A 20,244-nucleotide genomic window follows, 5' to 3' on the forward strand; every position below is an offset into this window, starting at 1 on the left:
GATGGCGGACTTTTTTGGTTAACCGCTTTCTGGCGAATATCTTCTGCTGCTGTTAGCCGTCTGACGCAATATTTCTCCTGTGCGCGCTGTTTTTTAGCCGGCGGGCTGCGATAATGTGCGCCACAGAGCGCAATTGCTTGCGGGGCGCCGGGTGCGCCCGCCAGCGCTGAGGTTGAGGGCAGAAAGATGGAATACGAATTTTTACGTGACGTTGCCGGCCAGGTGAAGGTGCGTATGAGTATGGACCATGAGGCGGTCGGCCACTGGTTCAATGAAGAAGTTAAAGGCGATATGGCGCTGCTGGATGAGGTTGAGGCCGCCGCGCAGAATGTTAAAGGCAGCGAAAGGCAGTGGATGCGCCAGGGCCATGAATACAGCCTGTGGCTGGATGGTGAAGAGGTGATTATTCGCGCCAACCAGCTGGCTTTTGACAGCGATGAGCTGGAAGAGGGGATGAGTTACTACGATGAAGAGAGCCTCTCTTTTTGCGGTATGGAGGATTTTCTGGCGGTAATCGCCGCATATCGCGCCTTTCTACAGGGACGCTAAAACAGACAGGGCGCCCAACGTCGCCCTGTAGGCCGGCTGGCGGAGATCGTCCGCGCGTCGCTAGCTTAGCGAAGCGCCGCCGCAGATGGCGATCTCCTGTCCGGTGATGGCGGCCGCGGCCGGCGAGAGTAAAAAGCTGACCAGCGCCGCTACTTCGTCAGGCTGAATATAGCGCCCGATCGGCGGCCGCTGCGGCGGCGAACCGGCGCGTCCTGGCTGCTTCAGCATCGGCGTTTCCGTTGCGCCGGGCGCCACGACGTTAACGGTCACGCCGCGCGGCGCCAGCTCTGCCGCCCAGCTGCGCGCCATGCCCACCATGGCCGCCTTGGTGGCGACATACTGGCTGCGTCCCGCCGCGCCGCGCGAAGTGCGGCTGCCGATCAGCACGATGCGCCCGCTGTCGGGCAGCCGATCGATCAGGCCGTTAGCGATGATCTCCGCCGCCTGAACATGCAGATGCCACAGCCGCCTGCTGATGCTGCCGTCCAGCGCGCCCAGCGTCGCAGCCTGCATCATCCCGGCGGCGTGGATAAAAGCATCGGGCGACGGCAGGGTGGGCAGCAGCGTCGCCAGAGCCGCCTCATCATGCAGATCGATAGCAATATTACGCAGCGCGGGGTGCGCCTCGCCGCTGGCCGTGCGGCTCAGTCCGGTTACCTGCCAGCCTTCGCGCAACAGCCGTTCAACGATGGCGCGGCCAATACCGGAGCTGGCGCCGGTAACCAGCGCATGGCGCATCATGGCGCGCTCCGCAGCATCTCAACCGGCACTTTAAACACCGCCTTACGCACCCGCGCTGGCTTATCTGGCGCGCACAGCGCCTGGTGCGCTTCGCCCGGCGCGAAAACGGCAAAGTCGCCCGGTTGCAGGTGCAGCTGCTGACGCAGCGTCGGCTGCGCGATAATAAACAGGTCGGGTTTGCGCTCTTCCGCCGGCGCCGCGCTGACGTCGGCAACGTCATAGCGGATAATCTCTTCCCCCGCCAGCAGCACCTGAATATCCAGCCAGCGCCGGTGATATTCCGTATGCCGCTGCGCAGCGGGCGAGGTTTCGCTGTCGCCGATAGTGCAGAACCAGCTGGCGCCTTCCGGCTGCAGCCGGCCGTCCGGCGCCGCCTGGAGCGCCGCCAGCGAGCATTCCGGGCGCGCCAGCAGATCGTGCAGCACCTGCGGCAGCATTGCCAGCGCCAGCGCGTTCAGGTTGCCTGTAATCATAGGTTTCTCCTTTATCTGTGGTTCAGCCCGTTACCCAGCTCTCATCGACGCAGGTATATTTAATCGCCTGACGATGCCAGGTCCAGACGATATGCAGCTTGCCGTCCAGCCCCTGCTTGATGCTGGGATAGGAGAGCTCGCGGTTCAGGCGCTGCTGCGAATTATTGGTCATGCAGTAGCCGTCGCCTTCTTCCAGATTGCGCTGCCACGGCCAGCTTTTACCGCCGTCTTTCGAGATCGCCAGCGTCATCGGCGCACGCGGCGCACCCCAGAACGCGCTGCGTCCGGCGGGCGCTGCCGGCGGAACGGCGCTGACCGTTGCGTCGTCTTCCTCATCCTCAATCTCATCGTAGAGCGAGGTACGTCGCTCGCTGGCGCCTGCCGCGCTCATGGCGTTGAACACCAGCGCCAGATCGCCATTGGCCAGCGCGGTAACCTGTATGGAGGAGTTGTTGTTCGGCAGCTCGGTTGGCTGCGGCGCGCTCCAGCTTTGACCGCCGTCGGTGGAGCGGCTCTGCCAGATATGATCCGCCCAGCGGCTGCGATAGAGCGCCAGCAGCGAGCCATCTTTTAACAGCACGATGTTCATATGGACGCAGCCAACGCTGTCGGGCACCGCCACATCCTGCCAGCTACGGCCGTTATCGCGAGAAATTTTCACCGCGCTGACATCATCGTTGCCGACCCATTTTTCGCCCGGCCGCGTGCGGCAGTAGAAAACCGGCAGCAGCCAGGCGCCGTCCGGCACCACCACGATCGGCTGGCGGATAAAGGTGCCGGGCTTGTCCAGCAGCGTGCCGATTTCGCCCCAGCTGCAGCCCATATCCAGCGACTGGCGATAGCGCACGATCGCCGTATCCTGATTGCCCGATTTCTGTGCGGTCCACAGCAGCCACAGCACATTATCCGGCGCGAGGAACAGTACCGGATTCTGTTCAGAGCGGCTGGCATCGTCAGAGAGCTTACGCGCCTCGCTCCAGCGGCTGGCGCCCTTGTTCAGACGCGAACAGTAGATGGAAATATCGGCGATACCTTCCTGGGTGCCGCCAAACCAGACGCACAGCAGGTCGCCGTTCGGCAGCGGCAGCAGGTTCGCTGCGTGATTCTGCGGACAGGCGGAAGGCAGCATCGCCATCAGACGCTGCGGATCGCCCTCAACCTGGGTAAGCTGTCCGTCAAAAGGGAGAGTAGGGGTTGCTTGCGTCATTTCAGGCTCCACTGTTTTGCATATTACGTTTGTTTTTTTCTACCGGCTGTTTCTGCGGAATAAGGTGATCCAGCCCCATAATGACCGCCGGAGTAATCAGGGCGATATACATATTGTTAATACCGAACGGATCGCCCAGCAGATACCATACCGAGGTCACCACGCAGGCGCCGATCAGCCCGGCGTTAGCGCCGCGCGCGCTTTTAAAGAACGGCAGATAGAACGCCATCATCGCCACCACGGAAATCGACAGGCGAATGGCGCGGGTAAAGAAGGAGAGCTTCAGCACTTCCGGGACAAAGAGTACAAACAGCAGCGGCAGGAAGCCGATCGCCAGCGACAGCCAGCGCGTCATTTTAAATTCACGTTCCGGCGTCGGGTTGCGCATCGGTACATAGAAGTCTTTAACAATCAGCGAGGCGATGGCCAGCGCAACGGTACTGACGCTCACGAAAATGGAAGCGACCAGCGAGGTGGTGACCAGGCCAGCCAGCCACGGACTCATATCCTGAAGAAAGACCGGCAGCGCGTAGAGGCTGTTGATATTGGGATGCAGATATTTTGCCGCTACGCCGATAATGGCGATAGCGATAGCGATCGGCAGACAGAAGATAAAGGCGATCCAGGTAGCGCGCTTCGCCGAGGCGGCGTTTTTAGTGGAGGAGATGGCCTGGATGACAAACTGGGTGCAGAAAATCGAGCCGATGGTGCCGATAAGCCAGGCGAAAATGGTGCCCGCGCCGATATTGCCGTCCCAGGTCCAGTAGAATTTCGGCATCTGCTCCACCATCGGTGAAACGCCGCCGGTCATATGTAGCGCCACGCCGAGAATTACCAGAATCCCGAAATATTTCATCGCGCTGTGCAGCAGCGTTACCCACGCCATCCCTTTCATCCCGCCAAAGGCGAAATAGAAGGTACTGACGATGGCGGTAATAAAGGCGGCTACCGGCAGATTGACTTTTAATACCGTGGAGATCGCCGCCGCGCCGCTGACATAATTGCCGACGTTCACCAGCAGCAGCGCATAAATCATAATGATGGAAATAATATTTTTGGTGGAGGTGCCGTACTTCTCCGCAATGGCGCCGGAGATGGTAATTTTGCCGGTATTATAAATACGTTTTACCAGCAGCATACCAAACAGCGGAAAGCCGATCGCCGCGCCGATAACTGACCAGGAGGCGGCGAAGCCGTTTTCAAACGCCGCCTGCGCGGTGCCGATAGTCGACTTGGCGCCGATATATTCGGACATCAGCATAATACCGACGATAAACGCCGGCATAGCGCGTGAACCTTCCATAAAATCGCCGGCGCTTTTACTGCGCAGGCGCCAGGTTAACCAGGTGGTAAATAAGATATACGCAATCACAATGCCAATAATGATTAGCGTATCTGTTGCAGTAAATTCTTTCATTATTGCCTCTCTCAGACGTAATGAACCCTGAGGCCGGAGAGCCGGCCCCTTTTTTCACGTAACTATGCAGTGGTTATATTTTTGTTATTGCAGGTACTGCTTCACGATCTGGCGAATGCGCTGCTCATCGTCGGCGCTGAACCGCACCGCATAGCGGCTTTCGCCGACATCGTGTCCCAGCAGCGCCAGCGCTTTTTTCACCGCGGCGGGAGAGAAGGCGACGCTGTAGAGATCGGTACGCAGGCCGGTGACGTTCTCCTGCGCCTGCCGGGAGGCATCGCGTTCGCCCGCGTGGAAGTGGCGCCAGATGGCGTTGATTTCGCGCGGCGCGACGTTCGCCAGCCCGGAGATACAGGCGGAGCAGCCATCGACGAAGCCCTGATGAATCAGGGAATCGGGGCCGTTCAGTACGCTGAAGTTGTCCAGCCCTTCGGCCGCCTGTAAAAATCCGCGCAGGCTTTCATAGCTGCCGGCGCTGTCTTTAATGCCGATAATGTTCGGATGCGCCGCCAGCGTGCGCACCGTTTCCGGCTGGAGCGTGTTGCCGGTGCGCGCCGGAATGTTATAGAGGAACAGCGGCACCTCCAGCGCGTCCGCTACCTGCTGATAGTGGCGGATCAGTTCTTCCTGCTTCAGCGGCACAAACCACGGCGTAATGGCGGAAACCGCATCTACGCCCAGCCGCGCCACCTGTTTGCCCAGACGAATCGTCTCGCGCGTGGAGATTTCGCCGATATGCGCCACTACCGGCGCGCTTCCCGACGTTTCATCAACGCAGGTTTCGGTAACCAGCAGTTTTTCCCGCTCGTTCAGCACGAAAAACTCGCCGTTGGTGCCGCCGCAGAAAATACCGTTGCCGGCGTCGAGCTGGCGCCGTACCTGCCGGCGCTGGGCGTCCGGGTTAAACGCGCCCTGCGCGTCAAAAGTGGTGACGATGGCGGTGAGAACGCCTGCGATTTTCTGTTTCATAGTTACCTCTGCGTGGATGTCGGGAACAGGGTCAGGTAGATGTCCCGTACCATATCGGCGCTAACCGCGGTGGGAACGTTCTTGATCAGGCGCTGTACCTCCAGCGCCGAGGTGACCAGCGCGGGCAGCTGATCGGATCCGATCCCCAACTCTTCAAGGCTGGCGGGCAGCTGCAGACGGCGTACCAGCGCGGCGAAATAATCCACCAGCGCGTGGGATTTTTCTTCCTCACTCAGGGTGGTATCGGCGTTGGGCAGCAGATCCCACGCCTGGGCGAATTTGCTCACCGCCGCCGGGCGTACGGCGCGCATGCAGGGCGCCAGCAGAATGGCGTTCGCCACGCCGTGCGGCAGATGATATTTGCCGCCCAGCGGGTAGGAGAGGGCATGTACCAGATGCGTACCGGCGTGAGCGATAGCCGCGCCGCCGTAATAAGAGGCCCAGAGCATATCCAGCCGCGCCTGCAGGTTATGCGGCTCGGCGACGCTGGTTTCCAGGCTGGCGAACAGCTTTTTCAGGCCGATCAGCGCATAGTTATCGCTGACCGGATTCGCCACCGTGGCGGTGAAGCATTCGATCAGGTGGCAGAGCGCATCGATGCCGGTGGAGGAGGCGATATGGGGCGGCATGCTGGTGGTCAGCTCCGGCGCCAGCGCCACGTAATCAGGCAGCATTACCGGCGAGATAATGCCCACTTTGGTCTGCTGCTCCGGGATCGCCAGAATGGCGTTCGGCGTGGCTTCTGAACCAGTACCAGCGGTGGTAGGGATCAATAGCGAAGGCAGGCGCACGGTGGGTTTTACGCCGTTCAGCAACGCCTCCAGCGTCGGCGCTGCCGGCGCGCGCAGTACCGACAGCAGCTTCGCCACATCCAGAACGCTGCCGCCGCCGACGCCGATAACCATCTCGACCTGAGCGCCTTCAATCGCGCTCAGCAGCGCGGCCACGTCGTGCTGGCTCGGTTCGGGCGGCACGGCGTCAATGATAGTGAGCGTCGTCGCCTGGCGGCGCAGCCGTTCAATCAGTTCCGCCACCGCAGGAATCGCGATGATGTTCTTATCCGTTACCAGCAGCAGGTTGCGCCGGTTCTGCATCAGATAGCTGATGTCGTTGAGCGCCTGGAAGCCGCTGATAAGGGTGCTGTTGATATTCATAAAATCTGCTTTTCCTCTCGTAAAGCCGGGGCCGCCAGGGTAAATGATTGCATTCCATCAGATTCAAACGCGGCCGGTGCACGGTTGCCCAAATTTATAGGGCATATCGCTTTTTATTAATTTGAGATTGCTCACATTTAATCAATCATGATTGAATATAATCAATTCACGGTTTGGAATTAGCATTTCCGGCCTGAACAGGGGAGACAGAGATCGATGGCAACCACCATGCTGACGCCATGCCCGGCTGACGAAGCAGCAATTAGTGAATAAGGAGAGGCGATGAAATTGCTGGTCATTGCTGATGATTTTACCGGCGCCAACGATACCGGGGTTCAGCTGGCGAAAAAGGGGGCGCATACCGAAGTGGTGTTCTCTTTACGGCAAAAACCTTCGCCGCGTGCCGATGTGCTGGTCGTGAATACCGAAAGCCGCGCCAGCGACGCTGAAGCGGCGGCGCAGGCGGTAACGGCGGCGCTAACTAACTGGCTGCGCCCGGAACTGCTGATCTACAAAAAAATTGATTCCACTTTTCGCGGCAACGTCGGTGCGGAAATCGAGGCGGCGCTGCTTGCCAGCGGCAAATCGCTGGCGCTGGTAGCGGCGGCTATTCCCGGCGCGGGCCGCACTACGTTAAACGGCGAATGCCTGGTCAACGGCACGCCGCTGGCGCAAACCGAGTTTGCCAGCGATCCGCGCACGCCCATTGTTGCTTCACGGATTAAAACCATCCTGATGCAGCAAAGCGCGCTGCCGGTAAGGGAAATTACCCTGGCGGCGCTGCGCAATGGCGAACTGCCGGCGCTGCTGCATCGCTGTCAGCAGCAAACGCCCGCTATCGCGGTGGTGGATGCGTTGACGGAGCAGGATTTAGCCCGGATTGCCGCAGCGGCGCTGGCGCTGCCGGAAACGCCGCTGCTGGTGGGCGCCGCCGGGCTGGCCGGCGCGCTGCCGCCCGACGCCTACCGCCCGGCGCAGCAGACCTTGCCGGTACTGGTGGTAGCCGGTTCGATGAGCGAAGCCACCCGCCGTCAGGTTGAGCTGGCGCTGCACAGCCAGCGCGCGCAGGCGGTTGAGCTGGAGGTGACGCAGCTGTTGCAGGCCGATGAGCGCGCGGTTCAGGCGCTGGCGCGCCGGGTCTGCGCCGTGCTGGCTGAGGGACAGCACTGTATTTTACGCACCAGCCGCAGCGCAGCGGATCGCCATCAAATAGATGCGCTGAGCCAGCAGTTTCAGTGCAGCCGCGCGGCGCTGGGCGAACGGCTCAGCCAGCGGCTGGGCGAGTTGACGCTGGCGATTATCGGCCAGGCGCGCATCGGCGGCCTGTTTCTGACCGGCGGCGATATCGCGATTGCGGTGGCGCAGGCGCTGGGCGCCGAGGGCTATCGCATCCAGCAGGAGGTTGCGCCCTGTATTCCATGCGGCCGCTTTATTAACAGCGAGCTTGATGACCTGCCGGTGATTACCAAGGCTGGCGGTTTTGGTTCAGAGAGTACGCTTTGTGACGCGCTCTCGTTTATTGAGGAGATGTACTGTGACCACTAAGACAATTGCCGTAACCATGGGCGATCCCGCCGGTATCGGCCCGGAAATTATTGTCAAAGCGCTTTCTGAGGGGGAATTAAACGGCGCGCCCGCGGTGGTGGTGGGGTGCCTGGAAACGCTGCAACGCATTATGGCGCAGGCCGGCCTGCCGCCGGTCGAGTTGCGCGAAATCAATCGCGTTGCCGAGGCGCAATTTGCGCCGGGCGTGATTAACGTACTCAATGAGCCGCTGGCCGAGCCGGCGTCGCTGGTTGCCGGTAAAGTGCAGGCGCAGGCGGGCGATCTCGCCTGGCGCTGCGTGCGCCGCGCCGCCGAACTGGCGATGGCTGGCGAGGTTCATGCGATCGCCACCGCGCCGCTGAACAAAGAAGCGCTGCACGCCGCCGGGCATCTCTATCCCGGTCATACCGAGCTGCTGGCGCAGCTGACCGGCAGCAAAGATTATGCAATGGTGCTCTATACCGATCGAATGAAGGTGATCCACGTTTCCACCCATATCGCGCTGCGTAAGTTTCTCGATACCCTTAGCCAGGCGCGCGTGGAAACGGTGATCGCCATGGCGGATACCTTCCTGCGCCGCGTCGGCTACAGTCATCCGCGTATTGCGGTGGCGGGCGTTAACCCGCACGCGGGCGAAAACGGGCTGTTTGGCGATGAAGAGATCCGCATCGTCGGTCCGGCGATCGAAGCGATGAAGGCGAAAGGCATCGATGCCGCCGGCCCCTGTCCGCCGGATACCGTCTACCTGCAGTGTCACGAAGGCCAGTACGATATGGTAGTGGCGATGTATCACGATCAGGGCCACATTCCGCTGAAGCTGCTGGGCTTTTATGATGGCGTCAATATTACCGCCGGGCTGCCTTTTATCCGCACCTCGGCGGACCACGGCACCGCGTTTGATATTGCCTGGACAGGTAAAGCGAAGTCTGAGAGCATGGCGACCTCGATTCAACTTGCGATGCAACTTGCATAGGGAAAGATGAAAGGACAAAGTCGCCTCGACCAGATTATGGATTATTTAAAAGGCCATAATCTGGTTACCGTTGATCAGCTGGTAACGGCTGTTTGCGCCTCGCCGGCGACCATCCGCCGCGATCTGATCAAGCTGGATCGCGAAGGCGTCATCAGCCGGACGCACGGCGGCGTAACGCTGAACCGCTTTATTCCTGAACAGCCCACCACCTCGGAAAAAATTCAGCGCAACCTGGCGGAGAAGCAGGCGATCGCGCGCGCCGCCGCCGCGCTGGTAAAAGCGGGCGATGCGGTGGTGCTGGATGCGGGAACCACTATGCTGGAGCTGGCGCGTCAGCTGACGCACCTGCCGCTGCGCGTGATTACCGCCGATCTGCATATCGCGCTGTTTCTCTCCGGTTTTCGCCAGATAGAGGTGACCATTATCGGCGGGCGCATCGATGATTCCAGCCAGTCGTGCATTGGTGAACATGGACGCCGCCTGCTGCGCGCCATCCATCCCGATATCGCTTTTGTCAGCTGCAACTCCTGGAGTCTGGAGAAGGGCATCACCACGCCGACGGAAGAGAAAGCCGGGCTGAAGCAGGATCTGCTGGCTAACGCCCAGCGGCGCGTGCTGCTGGCGGACAGCAGTAAATATGGTTCCTGGTCGCTGTTTTGCGCTACGCCGCTGCAGACGTTAACCGATGTGATTACCGACCGGCGGCTGGCGGAAGAGGCGCGGACGCTGCTGGGCAGAGAGCCGTTTCAGCTGACGCTGGCCGCCTCCGACGCCCTGTAGCGAGAGCGGGGCGGGGATGCCGCCCCAAAATTAACGCCGTTTACTGCGTTTTCAGGCCGATGGCGGGGATATTGCGGCCATAGTAGATCTCACGCATCTCTTTCCATAACAGGTTGGTAATCCGCTGATGTTCCTGCGGGCTTAACGCTTCCGGCCGGGTATTGAACAGATAGTGTTTAAGATCGAATTCTTTCAGTAACATCTTGGTGTGAAAGATATTTTCCTGATAGACGTTTACGTCGACCATGTCATACATCGCCTTCATATCCTCCGACATAAAGTTCTGTATGGAATTAATTTCGTGATCGATAAAGTGCTTCACGCCGTTAACGTCGCGGGTAAAGCCGCGCACGCGATAGTCGACGGTAACGATATCCGATTCCAGCTGATGAATCAGGTAGTTCAGCGCCTTCAGCGGCGAGATCACGCCGCAGGTGGAGACTTCGATATCGGCGCGGAAGGTGCAAAGTCCGCCTTGCGGATGGCTTTCCGGGTAGGTGTGAACGCAGATATGGCTTTTATCAAGATGGGCGACCACCGAACCCGGCAGCGGGCCTGGGTGCTCAGAATTATCGATATCTCTGGGATCGATCGGCTCTTCGCTGACCAGAATAGTGACGCTGGCGCCCTGCGGTTCATAATCCTGTCGCGCGATGTTCAGCACGTTAGCGCCGATAATCGAGCAGGTTTCGCTCAGGATTTCAGTCAGGCGGTTGGCGTTATATTGCTCGTCGATATAGGCAATATAGCCGTCGCGTTCGGCCTCACTGTGCGCATAGCAGATGTCGTAGATACAAAAACTCAGGCTTTTTGTCAGGTTGTTGAAGCCATGCAGTTTCAGCTTTTGCAATTTAGTTCACCTCCTTATCAATGCCCGGTCGCTGTCGACAGCGCATTTAACAGATATTGCGGCAGAGCAAAGCTGCCGATGTGGATGGCCGGATGGTAGTAGCGGCAGGTTAAGTTCGCTGCGGCGAAACGCGCCTGCAGGGTGGCGCTGTCAATCTGGCGCAGCGCCGGATTATCGCTGGCCCAGGCGAAGGTCATAATGCCGCCGTAGTAGGTGGGGATGGCCGCCTGGTAGAAGCTGACATCGTTAAAGTAGTGGCCCAGCTTGCGATGACTGCCGATCGCTTCATCCTGCTGCAGGAAGCTGACGCCATTCTGCGCCACGAAAATCCCGTTTTCGTTCAGGCAGCGTTTACAGCCGGCGTAAAATTCCGAGGTAAACAGACTTTCGCCCGGACCTTGCGGATCGGTGCAGTCGGAAATGATCACGTCAAACTTTTCGTCGCTCTGGCTGACGAAGTTAACGCCGTCATCGATCACCAGGCGGAAGCGCGGATCGTCGTAGGCGCCGGCGCTGTGGTTCGGCAGGTACTGGCGGCAGAACTCGACCACCCCGGCGTCGATCTCAACCATGGTGATCTGCTGCAGCCCGGCGTGCCGGCTGACTTCACGCAGCATACCGCCGTCGCCGCCGCCGATAATCAACACCTTTTTGGCGTTGCCGTGGGCCAGCAGCGGCACGTGGGTCAGCATTTCGTGGTAGATGAATTCGTCGCGCTCGGTGGTTTGCACCACGCCATCCAGCGCCATCACGCGTCCGAAGGCGGCATTTTCGAAGATGATAAGATCCTGATGCTCGGTTTTTTCCCGGTAAAGCACCTTGTCTACCGTGAAATATTGTCCGAAGCCGGCATGAAGGGTTTCATACCAAATTTCATTTTGGGCCATGATGGGGCTCTCCTCAGAACAGCCATGAAAATTGGGCGGCACATCATAGCTAACTCCGGCGGGTGATGCACGGTCAAGTTTACATCAGGAGAGTCTCAGTTTAACTATTACTTAACGTAAGCTAACAGGCTGAGCGAATCGCGCGCCAGCGACTTACATTTTTTGTCGTTAGAGACCGCGATGCCGCTTAAATCGCGATAGCTATCTTCGCCCAGCGCCTTCATGTTATAGCTGGCATAGTTTGCCAGATCCCAGCGGTTCTGCTGGGCGAAAAAGACCAGCGCCTTACGGATCTGGGCATCAGGCAGATCCTGATAGCCGCAGTCGTTTTTAAGATAGACAAATACGGCGGTCAGATCCGCCAGATCTTCCGCTTCTGATTCGCTAAGCGCAAAGCTGGTGGAGGAGAAGCCGAGAAGCCCCGACAGCAACAGGGCCTGGATGCCTTTCTTCATAATCATTCTCTTAAAATTGCAGACATCTGACGTTAGCACAGTTAGGGGCGCTCTTCAGGCCATTTTTACGCTTTATGCGCGTTTCCGGCGAAAATCAACGTGTTCTGTCCGGCTAAGCCATTCCCTTTAACTTGACCTTGCCGTTAGGGCAGGGTTTAGCATAGCGATCCCTGACGCGATAAAAGGATATCATCATGCAACGCCGCGACTTTCTTAAACTCACCGCCGCGCTGGGCGCGGCGGGAGCGTTCCCTTTCTGGCACGGCCGGGCGATAGCGGCGGAAAGCCGCCCCGCGCTGCCGATTCCCGATCTGCTGAAGCCTGATGTTCATGGCGCAGTGCGTTTAATCGCGCAGCCCGGCGTCAGCCGCTGGCGCGGTAAAGCGGTTAACAGCTGGGGCTATAACGGCGCGCTGCTCGGCCCGGCGATTGAAATGACGCGCGGAAAAACGCTGAGCGTCGATTTAGAGAATCGCCTGCCGCAGGCGACAACGGTGCACTGGCACGGGCTGGAGGTGCCGGGCGAAGTGGACGGCGGTCCGCAGGCGGTTATCGCGCCCGGCGCAAAACGCAGGGTAACGATTACGCCCGATCAGCCAGCGGCGACCTGCTGGTTTCATCCGCATCAGCATGGGCAGACCGGCCATCAGGTTGCGCAAGGGCTGGCCGGGCTGGTGATATTGCGCGACGATGAGGCGGAAAAGCTGCTGCTGCCGAAAAGCTGGGGCGTGGATGATATTCCGGTCATTCTGCAGGATAAGCAGCTGACGGCGGACGGCGACGCCATTGATTATCAGCTCGACGTTATGCGCGCGGCGGTTGGCTGGTTTGGCGATTTAATGCTGACCAACGGCGTGCCTTCGCCACAGCATGCGGTGCCGCGCGGCTGGCTGCGCCTGCGCCTGCTGAACGGCTGTAATGCGCGCTCGCTGAACCTGACCGCCAGCGATCGGCGCCCGCTGTACGTTATCGCCAGCGATGGCGGCCTGCTGAGCGAGCCGGTCAGGGTGGAGACGCTGATGATGCTGCCGGGCGAACGCTTTGAGGTGCTGGTGGATACCAGCAACGGTAAGGCGTTTGATTTACTGACGCTGCCGGTTAAACAGATGGGCATGACGCTGGCGCCTTTTGATGCGCCGCTGCCGGTGCTGCATATTTTGCCGCTGCGGGTGATGGCCAGCGGCACGCTGCCGGACAGGCTGGTTACGCTGCCGCCGCTGCCCGCCAGCGACGATCTGCCGACGCGCTGGCTACAGCTGTCGATGGACCCGCAGCTGGATCGGATGGGAATGCAGGCGCTCCAGCAGCGCTACGGCGATCGGGCAATGGCGGGCCATCAGATGGCTGGGCACGCTATGGCAGGGCAGGAGATGGCCACGCCGGCTGGCGCGCAGCCGGCACATCAGGCTATGGGGCATCATGCCATGCCTGCGGCTAAGGCGGCCGGCTATGACTTCCGCAACGGCAATAAGATCAACGGCGTCGCGTTTGATATGGCGAAGCCCGCGTTTAGCGTGCCGCGAGGGCAGCTGGAGAAGTGGACGATATCCGGCGAAGGCGACATGATGCTGCATCCGTTCCATATTCACGGCGCGCAGTTCCGTATCCTTACGGAAGATGGCAAGCCGCCCGCCGCGCACCGTCAGGGCTGGAAAGATATGGTGCACGTCGAGGGCTGGCGCAGTGAAGTGCTGATCCGCTTTAACCATACGGCCAGCGCGCAGCAGGCCTATATGGCGCACTGCCATCTGCTGGAGCATGAGGATACCGGCATGATGCTGGGCTTCACCGTTGCCTGATGCGGGAGCGCCGCCTGCTAACTCCTCGCCGCCGCGGGGAGTTAGCGCAGCGCAATACCTCCTGTCCGCCCACGCTATTTGCCGTAGCCGCTAACGCTTATTGCCAGATAAACAGAATTTATTGTTGGCGATGGGTTTTATTTGCCGCGCCGCAAAGAAAAATAGTTTACAGCCACGTCATTCAGGGCATAACGATAGTTTTTAATCGGTAAAATCAGCACCAGGTTAGTCTGGCTGTAGATTAATAAGATCTGAATTTATCGCCATAAATATTGAAATTGAAATCCAAAATTAAATATGGGAATTTACCTGTCGGCGAAATAATTAATTTACGCTCTGATAAGTTATTAAAATAACCATTTATTTAATAAGGATCTCAATAATGGAAAATAAAACTGCTGAAGGTATTATGCCGATGCACGGCCATGTTTTTTCACCAAAATCCCGCGCCTATTTTGCCTGGGAAGAGGGCAAGCTGGATAACGGCGCGTTAAATCAGCGTGAATCCGGAAAATTCTTCCCGGCCACCAAAGCCGGATTACGCGACAGCCTGGCCAGCGATGATGTAGTGAATAATATGCCGCCGGCCGATGGTAAAATTGCCAGCGCCGGCCAGAGCGTCGGCCAGTTCCTGGATGAACCCGGTACGCACTGGAAGAAACATCAGGTGCGCGCCGGTCAGCAGCTGACTGTCTCCTGGGACTACAGCGCGAAACATTTAACTCGCCGCTGGAACTACTTTATTACCCGTAAAGAGTGGGATCCGCAGCAGCCTTTAAGCCGCGCCCAGTTTGAGGCAACGCCTTTTTATCAACAGGAGCTTACCGCGCATCCCTTCTGGGAACACAATAAAGAGCTGACGCCGCCGTCGCCGACGGTACATAAAATGACGCTGCCGCAGCGCAGCGGTTACCACGTAATCCTGGCAGTATGGGAAGTCGCTGATACCGGTAATGCTTTCTACCAGGTTATCGACGTTGATTTTGTCTGAATGAAAACATCATAACGGCATTGCTGATTTAAGCATCGGCCCGTTGCCATTAATGATTGCTGGCCTGCCAGATAAGCTGAGCGCCATTGCCAGCTGGTTTAGCAGGTCAGCAGTGCTTGTTATGTGCGGTTAGCCGCTATGCTATTTTTAATAGCCGTGGCGAATTATGTTTTTTTAAAACGGATAAATGCATTCACCTGGAAAAGACTTTTACAGTTAGTGAGTAATAAACGTTTAATGTCTGTTTGTTTGAACTGTGACGGTTTATCTGGCGGTTTTTTATGCTAAGTAAAAACTCAGGCTGCGCGTCACAGCGCCGTTCATGGCAGGTTGCTTAACCTTGTTAAAATAACCGGCTGCCATGATTACCAGCGGATTATCATTACCGCGCCCTGCCAGATATTCAGCGATCTTTCCGCCGCGCTATTTATTTTCCCCGGTATCTATATGAGTTGCGGCATGCTGCATAGCTTCTGGCGCTGGTACAAGGGCGACAGCGATAAAACCGATGAAAATAGTACTGCGTCATAGCGCCGCCCGGTAAAGCAAGCCCGGTAAAGCAAAGTAAAAGCACCGTCCTTCCTGCGCGCCGGAAAGCAAAGGCTGCCTTGTGGTCAACGCAGCCTGCCGGGAGCCGTCTGGCTACGCCTGTTCCAGCGCCAGCCGCAAATCCTCAATTAAGTCATCGCTGTTCTCGATGCCGATAGATAAACGAATCGTCGCCTCGCTGATGCCGATGCGCTGGCGCACCTCGGCGGGAACGCCGGAGTGGGTGGTGCTGCCCGGATGGCTGGCGAGCGATTCGGTTCCTCCGAGGCTCACCGCCAGCTTGAACAGCTGAAGCGCATTAAGGAAACGGAACGACGCCGCCTGGCCGCCGCGAATATCAAACGAGAACGTCGAGCCGGCGGCGCTGCTCTGCGCCTGGAAAGTTCTGCCCGCCGCGGAGTCCGCGTGCAGAAATGACAGGTAATGCAGCTTTTCCACCTTTTCATGCTGGCGTAAAAAATCAGCAATCGCTTCGGCATTGCGGTTAGCCTTCTCCATACGCAGCGCCAGCGTTTCCAGCGAGCGGCCCAGCATCCAGCTGGAATGGGGATCGAGCTGGGTGCCGATGGCGCTGCGCAGGGCGCGCACCTGAGTCATCAGCGCCTTACTGCCCATCGCCGCGCCCGCGATTAAATCAGAGTGGCCGCCGACATACTTGGTAAGCGAGTAGAGCGAAATATCCGCGCCGTGTTCCAGCGGGCGCTGGAACAGCGGCCCTAACAGGGTATTGTCGCAGGCGATAATCGGGCGCTGGCCCTGCCGCGCGCCGATGTTCTCCGCCACGCGGCGCATCAGGGCAATATCTACCAGGCTGTTGGTCGGGTTAGCGGGCGTTTCGATCAGAATTACCGCCACGCGGCCGACGGCCATCGCCCGATCGGCTGCTTCCTGTACCTTTTCTTCATGCAGCCCGTCGCTGAAGCCGACCGCCGTCACGCCGAGGCGAAGAAAGGTTTTGCTTAGCAGCGTTTCCGTGCCGCCATACAGCGGCTGTGAGTGCAGCACCACGTCGCCCGGCTTCACAAAGGCCAGCAGCGTGGTGGAAATAGCCGCCATGCCGGAAGAGAACAGCACGCTGCTCTCGGCGCGTTCATAAATCGCCAGGCGATCCTCAACGATCTCGCTGTTGGGATGGTTAAAGCGCGAGTAGACCAGGCCGCCGGAAAGGCCGGCGGGCGGCTCGCGGCGTCCGGAAACGTAATCGAAGAAATCGCGTCCCTCCTCCGCGCTTTTAAATACAAAGGTGGAGGTCAGAAATACCGGCGGCTTAACCGCGCCTTCCGACAGCGCGGGATCGTAGCCGTAATTCAGCATTTGGGTTTCCGGCTGTAGAGGGCGATTGCCAATATGGGTTTTTTTGCTATGGGCGGCGCTCATGGTTTCTCCTGGCGATCCGGCGACATAAAGTGCCTTTACGCTACCACAGCGCAATAGTCGCTGATAAATGACTTAACGTTCTAACTTTAAAACCAAATGCATGATTAAATAGGGTATTTTAGCCGTTTAGCAGTCTGTATGTCTGCTTTTTGCCGGGTGGTTCGCTGAGCTGACTGCGGTATGCTGGCGGAAAAATGTGATAGACTTCGCTGCTTTCGACAGATGACGAAGCCTGAAGCTATGAAACACACCGTTGAAGTTATGATCTCCGAAGCGGAGATTCGCAATCGTATCGCTGAACTGGGCCAGCAGATTACCGAACATTACCGCGACAGCGGCAGCGATATGGTGCTGGTGGGCCTGCTACGCGGCTCCTTTATGTTTATGGCCGATCTGTGCCGCACCATCGACGTCTCTCATGAAGTCGATTTTATGACCGCTTCCAGCTACGGCAGCGGCATGTCCAGCACGCGCGACGTGAAAATCCTGAAAGATCTTGATGAGGATATCCGCGGCAAGGATGTGCTGATTGTAGAAGATATTATCGATTCGGGTAATACGCTGAGCCGGGTAAGCGAAATCCTGCGCCTGCGCGAACCGAAATCGCTGGCGATCTGTACGCTGCTGGATAAGCCTTCACGCCGCGAAGTGGAGGTGAAAGTGGACTATGTCGGCTTCTCAATTCCGGACGAGTTCGTGGTCGGCTACGGCATCGATTACGCCCAGCGCTATCGCCATCTGCCTTATATCGGCAAAGTGGTGATGCTGGAAGAGTAATGGTGCGCGATTGTGCTGTTGCAGACAGCACAATCGATTAAAGATCGCCATTGCGTGACGGGCTATGATGCTGCTCGCTGATTAGCGATGGCTTGCAGGATGATTCAGCAGGTTAGCAATGCCGTGGCGGTAACGTTGCTCAAGCAGCTCGCGGCTGGTGGCGGTAACCTGCAGATCGCGCAGGCAGCCGTCATGAATGCCGTAAACCCAGCCATGAATCGTCACTTTCTGCCCGCGTTTCCACGCCGATTGCAGAATAGTCGAGTGGCCCAGGTTATAGACCTGCTCCATGACGTTGATTTCGCAAAGCTTATCAAATCGTTTCTCCGGCGGCAGTTCGCCCAGTAACGAGCTATGCTTGTACCACAAATCACGGATATGCAGCAGCCAGTTGTTGATCAGCCCCAACTCCGGGTTTTCAACCGCCGCCTGTACGCCGCCGCATCCATAGTGTCCACAAATAATGATGTGCTCCACCTCCAGCACCTCTACGGCGTACTGCACGACGGAGAGGCAGTTAAGGTCGGTATGGATCACCAGGTTTGCGACGTTGCGATGAACAAACAGCTCGCCAGGCTCAAGGCCGGTTAAGCGTTCGGCGGGAACGCGGCTGTCAGAGCAGCCAATCCACAGAAAGCGGGGTTTTTGCGCCAGAGCCAGGCGCTCGAAAAAGCCGGGATCTTCCTCAACCAGTAATTTGGACCATTCGCGGTTGTTGCTGATGAGTGTATCAATATCTTTCATGTTGGTTATCGGTCTGTAACAGGCAAATATGCGTTGACGTACTATAGGACAACAACTGGCAATTTCAAACGGTAAAAATAACGGTAAACAAAACAGGGTAAGCAACTTCTCTATGACTTATGCACTGGAACTTGAAAAACTTACCAAGACCTATCCCGGCGGCGTGCAGGCGCTGAAAGGGATCGATCTGGCGGTTGAGGCGGGCGATTTCTATGCGCTGCTGGGACCGAACGGCGCGGGTAAATCCACCACTATCGGCATTATCAGCTCGCTGGTGAATAAAAGCGGCGGCCGTGTTCGCGTCTTCGGCTATGACCTGGAAAAAGATGTGGTTAACGCCAAGCGCCAGCTGGGGCTGGTGCCGCAGGAATTTAACTTTAACCCGTTTGAAACCGTGTTACAGATCGTGGTGAATCAGGCGGGCTACTACGGCGTTGAACGTCGTGAAGCGCTGAAGCGCGCCGAAAAATATCTGACCCAGCTCGATCTGTGGAACAAACGCGGCGAGCGGGCGCGTATGCTCTCCGGCGGTATGAAACGGCGCCTGATGATTGCGCGCGCGTTGATGCACCAGCCTAAGCTGCTGATCCTTGATGAACCAACCGCCGGGGTGGATATTGAACTACGCCGCTCCATGTGGGTTTTTCTTAAGGAACTTAACGCGCAGGGCACCACCATTATTCTTACCACGCACTATCTGGAAGAGGCGGAAATGCTGTGTCGCAATATCGGCATTATCCAGAGCGGCGAGCTGGTGGAGAATACCTCGATGAAGGGGCTGCTGGCGAAGCTGAAATCAGAAACCTTTATCCTCGATCTGGCGGCGAAAAGCCCGCTGCCGCGTCTGGAGGGGTTCCAGTATCGGCTGGTGGATACCAGCACGCTGGAGGTGGAAGTCATGCGCGAGCAGGGGCTGAACAGCGTATTCAATCAGCTAAGCGCCCAGGGCGTACAGGTGCTGAGTATGCGTAACAAGGCGAATCGTCTGGAAGAGCTGTTTGTCAGTCTGGTGCAGGGAAAAACGGGAGGTCAGGCATGACGCATTTATACTGGGTCGCGCTAAAAAGTATCTGGGCTAAGGAGATCAACCGCTTCGCCCGCATCTGGATTCAGACGCTGGTGCCGCCGGTGATCACCATGACGCTCTATTTTATTATTTTCGGCAACCTGATTGGCTCACGCATCGGCGATATGCACGGCTTCAGCTACATGCAGTTTATCGTACCGGGGCTGATTATGATGGCGGTGATCACCAATGCCTATGCCAACGTCGCTTCTTCTTTCTTCAGCGCCAAGTTTCAGCGTAATATCGAAGAGCTGCTGGTGGCGCCGGTGCCAACCCATATCGTGATTGCCGGCTATGTCGGCGGCGGCGTGGCGCGCGGTATCTGCGTGGGGATTCTGGTGACGGCGGTATCGCTGTTCTTTGTGCCGTTTCACGTACACTCCTGGCCGATGGTGGCGATTACGCTGCTGCTGACGGCGATTATGTTTTCGCTGGCCGGGTTGTTGAATGCGGTATTCGCCCGTACCTTTGACGATATCAGCCTGATTCCCACCTTTGTGCTGACGCCGCTGACCTATTTAGGCGGGGTGTTCTACTCGCTGACGCTGCTGCCGCCGGTCTGGCAGGCGGTATCAAAGCTGAACCCGGTGGTGTATATGATCAGCGGATTCCGCTACGGCTTTTTGGGCATTAATGACGTGCCGCTGGCGTTTACGCTGTCGGTACTGATCGCCTTTATCGTCGTGTTTTACCTTCTGGCCTGGACGCTGATTCAGCGCGGGCGCGGCCTGCGTACCTGATATCCGGCCAGATAGACAGGTCATTTGCGAAAGGCGCCGTTAGGGCGCCTTTTTTATCATCCGCATAGCGCCGCTGGGAAAAATTTTATTGAAGCGCGGCGGCAGCAGTAAGTATTAACCATTTAAAAAATAGCGCTGAGATTGGTCTCATAACTGGTTTATTTATCAGCACGGTCATTTAATTAACGGATTATTACTAAA

20 protein-coding genes are annotated in these 20,244 nt (G+C 57.8%); 9 read left to right on the forward strand and 11 right to left on the reverse strand.

Features of this window, described 5'->3' with window-relative positions:
• Positions 1-186 precede the first annotated feature (186 nt).
• The gene (gene yacL / locus FKM52_RS05130) at positions 187-549 is read left to right on the forward strand and encodes a protein YacL (RefSeq protein WP_141175111.1); all 363 of its coding nucleotides are present in this window, start codon (positions 187-189) and stop codon (positions 547-549) included.
• Between the two features lie 60 nt (positions 550-609).
• Here the strand turns inward: yacL and FKM52_RS05135 are convergent, their stop codons facing one another.
• The 6 genes from FKM52_RS05135 to FKM52_RS05160 all read right to left on the reverse strand — a co-directional run bounded on the left by FKM52_RS05135 (position 610) and on the right by FKM52_RS05160 (position 6,510).
• Complete coding sequence (locus FKM52_RS05135; RefSeq protein ID WP_141175112.1) at positions 610-1,290, reverse strand: SDR family NAD(P)-dependent oxidoreductase; 681 nt, start codon at positions 1,288-1,290, stop codon at positions 610-612.
• Positions 1,287-1,763 carry a NanQ anomerase/TabA/YiaL family protein gene (locus FKM52_RS05140; RefSeq protein ID WP_141175113.1) on the reverse strand — a complete coding sequence of 159 codons (477 nt, stop codon included), beginning with the start codon at positions 1,761-1,763 and terminating at the stop codon, positions 1,287-1,289. Before FKM52_RS05140 ends, FKM52_RS05135 begins: the two co-directional genes overlap by 4 nt.
• 22 nt (positions 1,764-1,785) lie before the next feature.
• Entirely contained in the window at positions 1,786-2,970 is a 1,185-nt protein-coding gene (locus FKM52_RS05145) for a sialidase family protein (RefSeq protein ID WP_141175114.1), read from the reverse strand.
• A gap of 1 nt (position 2,971) precedes the next feature.
• A complete protein-coding gene (locus FKM52_RS05150) occupies positions 2,972-4,387 on the reverse strand; it encodes a sodium:solute symporter family protein (RefSeq protein WP_141175115.1) in 1,416 nt (471 codons plus the stop codon).
• 84 nt (positions 4,388-4,471) lie between these two features.
• Complete coding sequence (locus tag FKM52_RS05155) at positions 4,472-5,356, reverse strand: dihydrodipicolinate synthase family protein (protein ID WP_141175116.1); 885 nt, start codon at positions 5,354-5,356, stop codon at positions 4,472-4,474.
• Between the two features lie 2 nt (positions 5,357-5,358).
• Positions 5,359-6,510: an iron-containing alcohol dehydrogenase gene (locus FKM52_RS05160; RefSeq protein WP_141175117.1), complete on the reverse strand. Its 1,152-nt coding sequence runs from the start codon at positions 6,508-6,510 to the stop codon at positions 5,359-5,361.
• Positions 6,511-6,792: 282 nt separating this feature from the next.
• Here FKM52_RS05160 and dtnK point away from each other — a divergent pair, with 282 nt between their 5' ends.
• The 3 genes from dtnK to FKM52_RS05175 are packed head-to-tail and all read left to right on the forward strand — an operon-like array spanning position 6,793 to position 9,808.
• The gene (gene dtnK, locus FKM52_RS05165) at positions 6,793-8,055 is read left to right on the forward strand and encodes a D-threonate kinase (protein WP_141175118.1); all 1,263 of its coding nucleotides are present in this window, start codon (positions 6,793-6,795) and stop codon (positions 8,053-8,055) included.
• Positions 8,045-9,028, forward strand: a complete 984-nt coding sequence (locus FKM52_RS05170; protein ID WP_141175119.1) for a D-threonate 4-phosphate dehydrogenase — start codon at positions 8,045-8,047, stop codon at positions 9,026-9,028. Before dtnK ends, FKM52_RS05170 begins: the two co-directional genes overlap by 11 nt.
• 6 nt (positions 9,029-9,034) lie before the next feature.
• A complete protein-coding gene (locus tag FKM52_RS05175) occupies positions 9,035-9,808 on the forward strand; it encodes a DeoR/GlpR family DNA-binding transcription regulator (protein ID WP_141175120.1) in 774 nt (257 codons plus the stop codon).
• Positions 9,809-9,848: 40 nt separating this feature from the next.
• Here FKM52_RS05175 and speD read toward each other — a convergent pair whose 3' ends face one another.
• From speD to FKM52_RS05190, 3 genes are all read right to left on the reverse strand, one after another.
• On the reverse strand, positions 9,849-10,658 hold the full coding sequence (speD, locus tag FKM52_RS05180) for an adenosylmethionine decarboxylase (protein WP_141175121.1): 810 nt from the start codon (positions 10,656-10,658) through the stop codon (positions 9,849-9,851).
• A gap of 17 nt (positions 10,659-10,675) precedes the next feature.
• Positions 10,676-11,545, reverse strand: coding sequence for a polyamine aminopropyltransferase (gene speE / locus FKM52_RS05185; RefSeq protein ID WP_141175122.1), 870 nt, complete (start codon positions 11,543-11,545; stop codon positions 10,676-10,678).
• A gap of 107 nt (positions 11,546-11,652) precedes the next feature.
• The gene (locus FKM52_RS05190) at positions 11,653-12,000 is read right to left on the reverse strand and encodes a YacC family pilotin-like protein (RefSeq protein ID WP_141175123.1); all 348 of its coding nucleotides are present in this window, start codon (positions 11,998-12,000) and stop codon (positions 11,653-11,655) included.
• Positions 12,001-12,194: 194 nt separating this feature from the next.
• Between FKM52_RS05190 and cueO the strand changes: the two genes are divergently transcribed.
• Both cueO and FKM52_RS05200 read left to right on the forward strand, forming a co-directional pair.
• On the forward strand, positions 12,195-13,799 hold the full coding sequence (cueO, locus tag FKM52_RS05195; RefSeq protein ID WP_141175124.1) for a multicopper oxidase CueO: 1,605 nt from the start codon (positions 12,195-12,197) through the stop codon (positions 13,797-13,799).
• Between the two features lie 382 nt (positions 13,800-14,181).
• Positions 14,182-14,790, forward strand: a complete 609-nt coding sequence (locus FKM52_RS05200; RefSeq protein ID WP_181407890.1) for a lytic polysaccharide monooxygenase auxiliary activity family 9 protein — start codon at positions 14,182-14,184, stop codon at positions 14,788-14,790.
• 642 nt (positions 14,791-15,432) lie between these two features.
• On the opposite strand, the gene FKM52_RS05205 is transcribed toward FKM52_RS05200, so the two are convergent.
• Complete coding sequence (locus FKM52_RS05205) at positions 15,433-16,716, reverse strand: cystathionine gamma-synthase family protein (protein WP_141175125.1); 1,284 nt, start codon at positions 16,714-16,716, stop codon at positions 15,433-15,435.
• A gap of 240 nt (positions 16,717-16,956) precedes the next feature.
• Between FKM52_RS05205 and hpt the strand changes: the two genes are divergently transcribed.
• Positions 16,957-17,493 (forward strand): hypoxanthine phosphoribosyltransferase, encoded by a 537-nt coding sequence (gene hpt / locus FKM52_RS05210; protein ID WP_141175126.1) that lies wholly within the window; start codon positions 16,957-16,959, stop codon positions 17,491-17,493.
• 81 nt (positions 17,494-17,574) lie between these two features.
• Here the strand turns inward: hpt and can are convergent, their stop codons facing one another.
• Positions 17,575-18,237: a carbonate dehydratase gene (can, locus tag FKM52_RS05215; RefSeq protein WP_141175127.1), complete on the reverse strand. Its 663-nt coding sequence runs from the start codon at positions 18,235-18,237 to the stop codon at positions 17,575-17,577.
• Positions 18,238-18,349: 112 nt separating this feature from the next.
• Here can and FKM52_RS05220 point away from each other — a divergent pair, with 112 nt between their 5' ends.
• Both FKM52_RS05220 and FKM52_RS05225 read left to right on the forward strand, forming a co-directional pair.
• Positions 18,350-19,276, forward strand: a complete 927-nt coding sequence (locus tag FKM52_RS05220) for an ABC transporter ATP-binding protein (RefSeq protein ID WP_141175128.1) — start codon at positions 18,350-18,352, stop codon at positions 19,274-19,276.
• On the forward strand, positions 19,273-20,043 hold the full coding sequence (locus tag FKM52_RS05225) for an ABC transporter permease (RefSeq protein ID WP_141175129.1): 771 nt from the start codon (positions 19,273-19,275) through the stop codon (positions 20,041-20,043). Before FKM52_RS05220 ends, FKM52_RS05225 begins: the two co-directional genes overlap by 4 nt.
• Positions 20,044-20,244: the final 201 nt, after the last annotated feature.

The organism is Mixta tenebrionis, from assembly GCF_006517625.1.
GTDB classification, from domain to species: Bacteria; Pseudomonadota; Gammaproteobacteria; order Enterobacterales; family Enterobacteriaceae; genus Mixta; species Mixta tenebrionis.